Annotated in this window: 4 protein-coding genes; all 4 read right to left on the bottom strand. The window is 70.6% G+C overall.

Translation table 11 applies throughout. The features are described 5' to 3' along the window. Positions 1–24 precede the first annotated feature (24 nt). The gene (locus D7X55_RS31285) at positions 25–2,862 is read right to left on the bottom strand and encodes a putative Ig domain-containing protein (RefSeq protein WP_233610177.1); all 2,838 of its coding nucleotides are present in this window, start codon (positions 2,860–2,862) and stop codon (positions 25–27) included. A 170-nt stretch (positions 2,863–3,032) separates the two neighbouring features. After that, entirely contained in the window at positions 3,033–4,982 is a 1,950-nt protein-coding gene (locus tag D7X55_RS31280; RefSeq protein WP_121724976.1) for a hypothetical protein, read from the bottom strand. Between the two features lie 140 nt (positions 4,983–5,122). After that, a complete protein-coding gene (locus D7X55_RS31275; RefSeq protein WP_120549705.1) occupies positions 5,123–6,544 on the bottom strand; it encodes an IgA Peptidase M64 in 1,422 nt (473 codons plus the stop codon). 43 nt (positions 6,545–6,587) lie between these two features. Then, positions 6,588–7,951, bottom strand: a 1,364-nt coding sequence (locus D7X55_RS31270) for a PEGA domain-containing protein (RefSeq protein ID WP_121724975.1), incomplete at its 5' end; no start/stop codon positions are given.

Below are 7,951 nucleotides of genomic sequence, written 5' to 3'. Positions count from 1 at the left end.
CCCCAGTCCCCGCCGCTGCGCTGACTAGAACGCGCCGCCGTCCGCGCGCCGGCCCGGCGAGGACTGCACCCCGGGCGTCAGCGTGGTGTGCAGCGCGAAGCCCGCGTCCGGCGTCAGGTCCGGCGAGCGGTTGATGGACACGGCATCCACGGTGCTGGAGTACTCGACGCTGTCCACGGCGCCGCCGTCCGCGCGCTTGAGCTGCACGATGTCCGACGTGTTGTTGAGCGCCAGCGTCCCGCCGGAGGCCGCGACCGTGTCGGGCGCACCCGCCGGGAAGCCCGCGGGCCCACCGAAGACGACCAGGGGCCGGCCCGGCTGCAGCACCGTGCCCGGGGCGAAGACGTGCTGCGGATTCAGCGCGTCCCACAGCGTCCAGCCGGACAGGTCCACCGGGGTGGAGCCCGCGTTGTAGAGCTCCACGAACTCGTGCGCGACGCCGCCGGGGAGCGCGGGCTCATTGGCGAGCAGCTCGTTGATGATCACCCGGGGCGCGGAGCGCGTGAACCAGATGCGGCCTGGGGTCATGTCGAAGCGCGACGCGTTGGCTGTGTCCACCACGCGCACGCGCACCAGGTCGCTCTCCACGTCCGGCACGGTCCACGTGAAGCTGCCCGAGGCCGCGCTCACGGAAGGTGCCACGACGTTCCAGATGTCGCCGCTGTCGTAGGAGGCCTCGATGCGCACGGTGCTCACCCCCACCGAGCGCCACGTGAACGTCAGCGAGGAACCCCCGACGAACGAACCCTCCAGGGGCGCGGTGAGCCGCACGCGCGGGCCGGGCACGCCGCTCAGGTCGTAGCGGGTGAGGACGGGGTAGTGGTCGCTGACGGTGCGCGCGTAGTCCGGAAGGGACGTGTCGGGCCGCAGCACCTGGACGCCCCCGGGCACGGCGTCCACGGCGACCTCGTCGGTGACGAGCGTGTGGTCGATGACGTCGTTGTACTCCGTGGTGGTGCGGAGGTTGGCGTCGGTCAGCACGCGCGTGAGGAAGGTGTAGTGCGCGGGGTCGTTCAGGAAGTTCAGGTAGGGCGAGGGCAGCGCGACGCCGTTCTCCGTGGAGATGGAGTGGTCCAGGTCGTCGTTCCAGTCGCCGATGACGAGCACGCGCGCCTCGGGCAGCCACTGGTCCAGGTAGTTCTTGAGGGCGGTCGCGGAGCGCTTGCGCTGGTCGTAGGACGTGCGGTCCTCGAAGGCCTTCATGTGCGTGACGATGACGACCAGCGGCGTGTCCTCGCCGTGGATGCGGGTGGTGAAGTCCACGCGCAGCGGCGGGCGGCCGCCGAAGTCCGCGGCCTGCGCGGTGAGGATGACCTGGGCGCTGCGGTAGGTGAGCGTGCTGTCGTAGAGGATGCCGGGCTTCTGCTCGCCGGCGGAGTACTGCGACGTGCCGCTGAGCACGTAGGTGGTGTTGTTGGCGAGGAAGCCGCTGTAACCGCCGGGCAGTCCCTCCATGAGCGTGTTGAAGTCCGCGGTGTCCACCATCTCCACCAGGCCCCAGACGTGGGCCCCGGCGTCGCGGATGACGCTCGTGGCGCCAGCGACCTGGAGGTCATCGGTCACGCCGCCGTCGGACGTGGAGTTCACCGGGCCCTGGTTGGGCGCGCCGAACCACTCCAGGTTCCAGTGGCCCACGGTGAACAGCGAGAGGGGCGGCTGGATCATCATCATCAGCCGCGCGGACGCGGTCTTCCCGTCCGCGTCGCGAACGGTCACGGTGAAGGGCACCGTGCCCGCGGCGGTGGGCGTGCCGGACAGCGCGCCATTCGTGGACAGGGTGAGGCCCGCGGCCAGCGTCCCGGTGAAGCTCCACGTGAGCGGCGCTCGCCCACCAGAGGCGGTGAGGGTGAAGGCATAGGGCTGCCCCACGCGTCCGTCCCCGAGCCCCAGTGACGTCACCTGGAGGGCGCTGGGGGTGGACAGCGTCAGCTGGCGCGAGGCCGTGCGCCCGTTCAAATCCGTGGCGGTGACGGTGAAGGTCCTTCCCTCGCCGGAGAGCGTGCCCGTCAGGACGCCCGACTCCCGCAGCGTGAGCCCGGAGGGCAACGTCCCCGGGAGCGCGGACCAGGTGTAGGGGGGCACGCCGCCCGTGGCCTGCAGCGTGACGGTGTAGGGCTCCGCCACGAAGGCCTCCGGCAGCGAGGTGGTGAGGACGGAGGGCAGCGTCACGGTGACCAGGAAGTAGGACCCCGTCGCTTCGCGGCCCGCGTCCCGGACGGTCACCTCCAGCACCTTCGCGCCCGGGCTCGTGGGCGTCCCTGAAAGGACCCCGTTCGAGGCGAGGCCCAGTCCCGCCGCCGGCACCGTGTTCACGGTCCAGACCTGATCCGCGGAGGCCTCCGGGAGGTGGAAGGCGTGGCGGTAGGGTTCCGAGACGTAGGCCTCCGGCAGGGGGAGGTACCTGAGGCCGGTGACGTTGAGGGCCACGGTCCCTTCGGCGCGAGCGCCCTGGGAGTCCAGGACCTCCACCGTGAAGCGGTTCCATCCCGCGAAGGCCGGCGTGCCGCTCAGGGTTCCGTCCGGGGACAGCGTGAGCCCCTCCACGGGAGCACCCAGCGTCACCCGCCACGAATAGGGCGCGGTTCCACCGCTGGCCGCGAGCACGGCCTGGTAGGGCATGCCCGTGTTGGCTTCGTCCAGCACCGAGGACTCCAACCCCAGCGCCGGAGTCCCACCGTCATCCGTCGTGCCGCCGTCGGTCTGCTCGCTACCGGCGTCGGTCTGCTCGCCACCGGCGTCGGGCACGCCGCCATCGAAGCTCACGCCGCTGTCGGCGGGCGAGACCGGCGTCGGAGGCGTGGATCCGGGACACGCGGCGAGCAGCAGGGCGAGGACGGGCGCGACGATGCGAGACAGGGGCATGGAAGCATCCGGTCCAGAGGCCGGAGAGGGACCACGGCCCATCGCGATGACGGGCGGTGCATCCCCAGGCTTCGAAGAGTGACACAGCCCCCTGTCATCCAAGAAGAAGGGCCGCGCTCCCCGGTGGGGGAACGCGGCCCTGAGTCACGGCAAGGTGTCAGCTGTGGCGATTACGAGCAGACGTTGGGCGCGCCAGGCGTCGGCGCCGCGACGCGGTTGAACACGCGGCCATCCCTGCGCGCCGGACCGCCGCAGCGCTGGATGGAGTTGGCGGCGGAACCACCCGTGGTGCCCGTCTCGTCAATCTGCACACGCTCCGGACCGGAGCCGAGCAGCGCGTCGAGCAGGCCCACGTCATCCGCGTCCGCCGTGTCGTAGACGATGGCATCGATGAGGTTGGTGCTCGTCGGCGCCGTCCCATTGGGGAACGCGCTCGCCGGGGCTTGGTAGATGCCCACCGCGTCCGCGCCGTTCTGGAGCGTCTCGTTCGGGAAGGTGACGACAGGCGTCGGGGTCACTCCGGGGTTGCCCACCACCAGCAGGCCGTTGGCGTCCGCCTTCCCACTGATGTCGAGGGCGAGGTACGACTGGTCATTGGAGCCGTTGAACATCACCAGCGAGAGGCCGGACACCGACAGGTTCGGCACACCCGTGGAGATCTCCACGAACTCCAGCACGTCGGTGGTCGGCGTATCGGCGTCCAGCTCGTTGATGACCAGGTGCGCGACGGGCAGGGCGCCCGCGCTCACGGCGCCGGCAGGGGTGGTGACCTGCACCGGCTGAGACGCACCCACCGGGGTGGTGTCCGGCACGTTGGTGACGGTGATCTGCGTGTCGGAGTCGACCGTGAAGGTCTGCGCCACGCCGCCAATCGTCACCGCCGTCGCGCCGGTGAAGCCCGTCCCGTTGAGCACCACGCGGCCGCCGTGGATGGCCAGCAGCGAGAAGCCCTGGAACTGGGTGGAGTTCGGCGTGACGATGGCCTTGCCCAGCGTGTCCGTCACGCCGGAGACCTGCACCGTGTACTGCGTACCGGCGGCCTGCTCGCTCGTGGTCACCAGCACGTCCTTGCCGTTCACGGTCGCGCTCTGGGCCTGCAGGCCGTTGTCGAACGTGAACTGCGTGGCGGCGTCGGTGATGCTCGCCGGCGCGATGGTGCGGTCGAACGACATCCGCACCTCGGTGCTGGACGACGCGGTCGCGGAGACCGCGGACGGGGCAGGGCAGTTGGTGATGGTGAGCTGCTCCGGCGCGAACACGGACACCTGCGGCTGGGCGTTGAAGCGCCAGACGACACCGGTGGGCACGGCCACGTCGCAGCCCAGGACCAGGTCCAGGCTCGTGGACAGGGTGGTGGGCAGGCGCAGGCGCAGGGGGCTGGGGGACGGCTCACCCGTGGTGATCAGCGGGAAGGCGGTGAAGGACGCGCCGCTGCTGATGCCCGCCTCCAGCTTGCCGGACACGGTGACCAGGCGGCTCTCGTAGGCGCTGGTCGTGCCCGCGTCCTCGAAGCTGCTCACGCCGGAGATGTCCGCCTTGAGGCCAGACACGTCGTTGTTCTTGCTCACCACGGTCAGGTCCGTGACGGTCTTCGCCACGTTGAGCCCGCTGATGATCTCCTTCTCCGTGACGTTCAGCGTCACGAGGTCACCCACGGCGACCGCCGTGGTGGACGCGGAGCCGCGCACGAACATCGCCGGCCCGTTGGCCTCGGCCTGCAGGAAGAAGCCGGAGGCCTCCGTGGAAGAGCTACCCGCCACCTCGGGCTTGATGAAGGTCACGAACGCGCCGCTCACGGGCTGCGGCGTGGCCAGCGCGCCAGCCGGGGCCGCGATGAACGCGGCGATCTGCGCCGTCGAACCGCCGTCCGTGATGCCCGCATCCGTGCCGGCGTCCGTGCCCGCATCCGTGCCGGCGTCCGGTCCCGGCTCGACAGAGATATTCTGCAGCTCGCACTTGTTGTCCGCGTTGCAGGTCCACTGCTGACCCTGGGGCGCCGTGCCCTTGTCACGACAGTCGTACCGGTCGACACACTCATCGCCGCAACCCGTGCCAACCGTGACGAACACGGTGGCCACGAGCGCCGGCAGCCAGCTCCGCTTCAGGCTCTGCTTCAGCATGTGAATGCCTCCCAGATGGGGTCCAGATTGCAGGTTCGGTCCCCCTTACACCCGAAAACAGAGGGGCGTCCATTTGCCCGACCACCTGCCACGTCCCTGTCACCCAAAAGGATGCACAGGGACCTGGGAATCGAAGGAAGTCAGGGAGTCTTGCGCGCGGGAGCGGACGTTGGACCTGCGTACAGGTCGATGACCTCGGTGATGCCGCGCTGGCACACCGCGCAGAAGGGCACTCGGTCCCGGGTGAACATCACGCAGTCCGTCTGGGGGCGGAAATAACCCTTCGCCTCGTAGTGGGCTCCCTCGAAGGCGCCCACCTTCCCGGAGACCTTCTGTGTCCCCAGGAATTTCTCCTCCCAGTTGCGCTGCTCCATGAAGAGCGCGTCCATGTCCGCCTCGGGTCTACGCTCCGCACGAATCTTCTGCCGGCGCTGCTGCACCTGCAGGGCATGCGCGTCATAGGTGGCCTGATTCCAGGGCGTGGGCAGCGGGGTGCCGGGGGCCACCAGGTCCTTCCACTTGAGCTGGGCGGGGTCGTGCAGCGCGGTGACGTTCTTCTCCCAGGGCTCCACCCGGTCCGCGGGCGCGGCGCCGTAGATGGGGGCGGAGGTGTAGTACTCGTCCGCCAGCCCGGCGAAGTGGTGGCCGAACTCGTGGACGAAGACGTAGGGGGCCCAGAGGCTGTCGGAGGCCACGGTGCTGAAGAGGTTGAAGATGCCTCCGCCGCCGTAGGTGTTGCCGTTGGACAGGATTTCGATGAACTCGTAGGGCGCGAAGGCGGCGGTGTCGCGCAGCGCGGCATTGTCGAAGGTGAGGACGTAGCGCTCCGCGCCAAAGGCGTCGTAGGTGGAGCCCAGGGGCGGGCGGCGGTGGACGCCGGTGGAGGGCCGGGAGATGCCGGACTCGGCCGCCGCGGGCATCAGGCCCCAGACGTTGAAGTCCGCCTTGCGCTCCTTGAAGGGGGAGAAGCTGAAGAGCGTGTCCACCAGCTTGCGCGCGTCCTTCTCGAACTTGGCGCGCTCCGCCTCCGTGTAGCCGTCCCCCAGGATGAGGAAGTCCACCTTGTCCTGCGGCGGCCCGTTCTCCAGCAGCTTGAGCAGCGGGCCCGGCGCGGGCGGCGAGGACGGATCCACGAAGGGGTTCTTCGGATCCACCACCAGCGACCAGATTTCACGGAAGGCGTTCTGCGCGTCGCGCTTCTTCAGGATGACCTGGACGGGGCTGGCCGGCGCGGGGAAGCGCAGCGACTCACTGAAGGTGCGGTGGGCCCCCTTCGCCTCGTCCGTCAGCTCCCACTCGCCGAAGATGGAGGCGAAGCCGCGCGAGTACAGGAGCCGGTTCGTCCCCCGGTCCCGCACCTCGAAGAGGTACTTGCCCAGGTTCGTCTCGTCGATGGCCCTCGCCGGGTGGCCCGGCCAGGGCAGCGGCTCCACCACCAGCCGCTCCAGGCTGAAGCGCTCCTCGGTGGCGTTGCCGGTGTGGAAGTAGTCGACGCGGAACGTCCGGGGCGCGGCGAGGGCGGTGCTCGCCGAGAGCAGCAACAGCAGGAGGGAAGCGCGCATGGGGCGCGACTCTACGCGCCCCATGCTCACCGGCCAGCAACGGTCAGAACGAACCGGACACGCTCGCCGCCGCGCCTGTCCCGTCCGCCGTCACCCCCAGCGTCACGGGCGCCGGCTTCGAGGGAGAGGACACGAGGTAGAGCACCGCCCCGGTGACGACCGCCGCGCCGCCGCCCACGAGCAGCCCCGTCATGAGGTTGCTCTTGCCCACCAGCGAGTCGCGCAGCGCGACGGCCTGCGTATCCGAGCTCACCAGCTGGCCGCCGTTGGCCGCGCGCCGGTCCTCCAGGCCGTTCAGGTCCTTCTGGGCCAACAGCCGCACCACACCCGCGCCGCCCAGGGCTGCCACGCCCGCGCCCACCGCCACGTACGACGCCGTGCGCAGGCCCGACCGGGGAGAGGCCGCGCCGCTGGAGCCGTCCGCCTCCGATACCAGGTTGGGAGCGGTGAGGTCCGCGCCCGTGCCGCGCGCGCTGCCCGCGTCCCAGGGCGCCTTGCCGTTGGCGCTGTTCATCACCACGAGGTTGGAGGGCGAGCGCCCGGTGGTGACGAAGTCCACCAGCGCGGAGAGGGCCTCGCCGGGCGCGTCCAGGCCCTGCGTCTTGAAGCCGCCCTCGCGCAGCTTCTGCCCGCCGTCGACGTTGAGCACCGTGGCGGCGAACCACTTGGGCCCGCTGCTCGGGCGCTCCAGCCGCACGACGATGACCTCCTCCACGCCCAGCGTGCCGCCCAGGCGCACCGCGTGGCTCCAGGTGCGCTCCTCGTTGCCGTCCGCCGCGGACAGGCACGGGAAGGGCGCCGCCGTCACCGAACCCTCGTAGGCCAGGTCCACCAGCAGCGGCGTGTCCGCGCCCTGCGCCTGCACCTGCCGGGGGAAGCTCACCACGTCCCCCTTCACCATCGTCAGCTCGTACGCCCCCGCCGGCAGCTCCAGCGTGAGCGGCGTCTGCCCCACGCCCAACCCCTCCAGGTACACGTCCGACGTGGGCAGCGTGGACTTCAGGGACAGCTTCACCTTGGGCGTGCGGGCCAGGTCGCGGCGCAGCTTCTCGAAGGCCTGCCGGATGGAGGGCGCGTACTGGTCCGGGTCCAGCTGGTACTTCGGCTGGAGGCGCAGCACCTGGAGGAAGGCCGCGTCGCTGTCCTTCGTCTTGCCCAGCGCCCGCAGGTTGAGGCCGTGCAGGAGCTGCGCGTGGGCGAAGAGCTTCCAGCGCGGCTCGCCCGGCGGCAGGCGGCGGATGTCGCGCAGGGCGTCGTCCAACAGCTGGGCCGCGCGCGCGTTGCGGCCCTCGTAGAACTGGTCCTGCGCGGCGTCCAGCTGGCGCTGGAGGTCCTCGAAGGAGCGGGAGGAGGCGGGGAAGAGGCGCTCGGCGAACTCGGGCGCGCTCAGCACGCGCTGTTCAGGGC

Origin of the sequence: Corallococcus sp. AB049A, from assembly GCF_003668885.1 — a bacterium.
In the GTDB taxonomy this organism is placed as follows: domain Bacteria; phylum Myxococcota; class Myxococcia; order Myxococcales; family Myxococcaceae; genus Corallococcus; species Corallococcus interemptor.
The sequence above is the reverse complement of the archived record's forward strand: the minus strand, read 5'-3'. Positions and strand labels throughout refer to the sequence as shown.